Genomic DNA, 1,095 nt, shown 5'->3' with positions numbered 1-1,095 from the left:
TTCCCCGGTAATCTCGATGAGCCGATGTACAGCGTTATCCAGCGATTCAAAATGGGATTCAAGTTTCTCTACACGATATTCCAGTGACATACTGCGTACCATTATCATTTGTTGCAGGAGCAGTCAGCATAGCAGACATTGAGAGATTGCACAGAGACACCTAACGCCAGGTTAAGCGGCGGCACCGCAGGCGGCGTCTGATGGAAAGGCGCAGCCCCCGGAACGAACTTGAACTTTTTGTTAGGTGGGCATGATCATTTGCCAGTAGCCAACATCTTGCCACTGATTGAACTTAAACCCTACTTTCTCAAAATGAGCAACTTTTTTCATTCCTAAGTTTTCGTGTAAGGCAACACTTTTTTCATTTGGCAATGTTATACAACCAATAGCTGTTTTAATTCTTTTACTCTGTAATTTTTTTAACAACTCTCTATACAAAGCGCTACCAAGTCCCTTACTTTGAAAGTTCGGATCAAGATAAATAGTAGTTTCTACGGAAAACCGATATGCACTACGGTCATGCCATTGTGAAGCATAAGCATAACCGACTACTTTTGAATCATTTATTAACACGATCCAGGGCAAACCATCTGACTTAATTTTCTTAACCCTAAAATCAATATCAGATGCTAAAATCTCTTCTTCTTCAAACGTAAATGCAGTGTTCCTTACATAGTGATTATAAATTTCTACAATCCGTTTAATATCACTGCTTTCGACCTCTCTTATCATTATTTCTGCCTCTTAACCGTGATATGTGGACACACCTAACGGCTGCAGCAAGGGAGCGAGCGCAGTGAGCGTCCCCGTTGGCTGCACTTGCTATGCTGCGCTCTCATCTGCGGGTTTGATCTAATTTTTCAGCCATCCATGTTTTTACTATTGCTTGACGAGCAACTCCAAGCCTGGCTGCTTCTTTATCAAGGGCATTGATCATCCATATTGGAAAGTCAATATTGACACGCTTTGTATCAAAATCAGGACGATGACCCTTGTCCCACTGAACCACATTATCAATTAGCTCACTGCCCTCATCAAAGGCTTTGTCGAAATCTTCAGTTTTCATAGCAAGTAATCTCCTTTGTTCTCGAACGG

General features: G+C 41.9%; 2 protein-coding genes. Both read right to left on the bottom strand.

What is annotated here, in order from left to right; genetic code table 11:
* Positions 1 to 240: 240 nt before the first annotated feature.
* Positions 241 to 732: a GNAT family N-acetyltransferase gene (locus tag KDK16_RS11595; protein WP_257276233.1), complete on the bottom strand. Its 492-nt coding sequence runs from the start codon at positions 730 to 732 to the stop codon at positions 241 to 243.
* A 103-nt stretch (positions 733 to 835) separates the two neighbouring features.
* Positions 836 to 1,095 (bottom strand): type II toxin-antitoxin system BrnA family antitoxin (gene brnA / locus KDK16_RS11590; RefSeq protein WP_257276232.1); only part of this gene is annotated, 260 nt, incomplete at its 5' end.

This window comes from Endozoicomonas sp. SESOKO4, from assembly GCF_024606275.1.
This window is presented reverse-complemented; position numbering and strand designations above follow the sequence as displayed.

Bases quoted from the DNA above. Each gene is read 5' to 3' on its own strand.
- KDK16_RS11595 (WP_257276233.1), bottom strand. From the start codon at position 732: ATGATAAGAGAGGTCGAAAGCAGTGATATTAAACGGATTGTAGAAATT.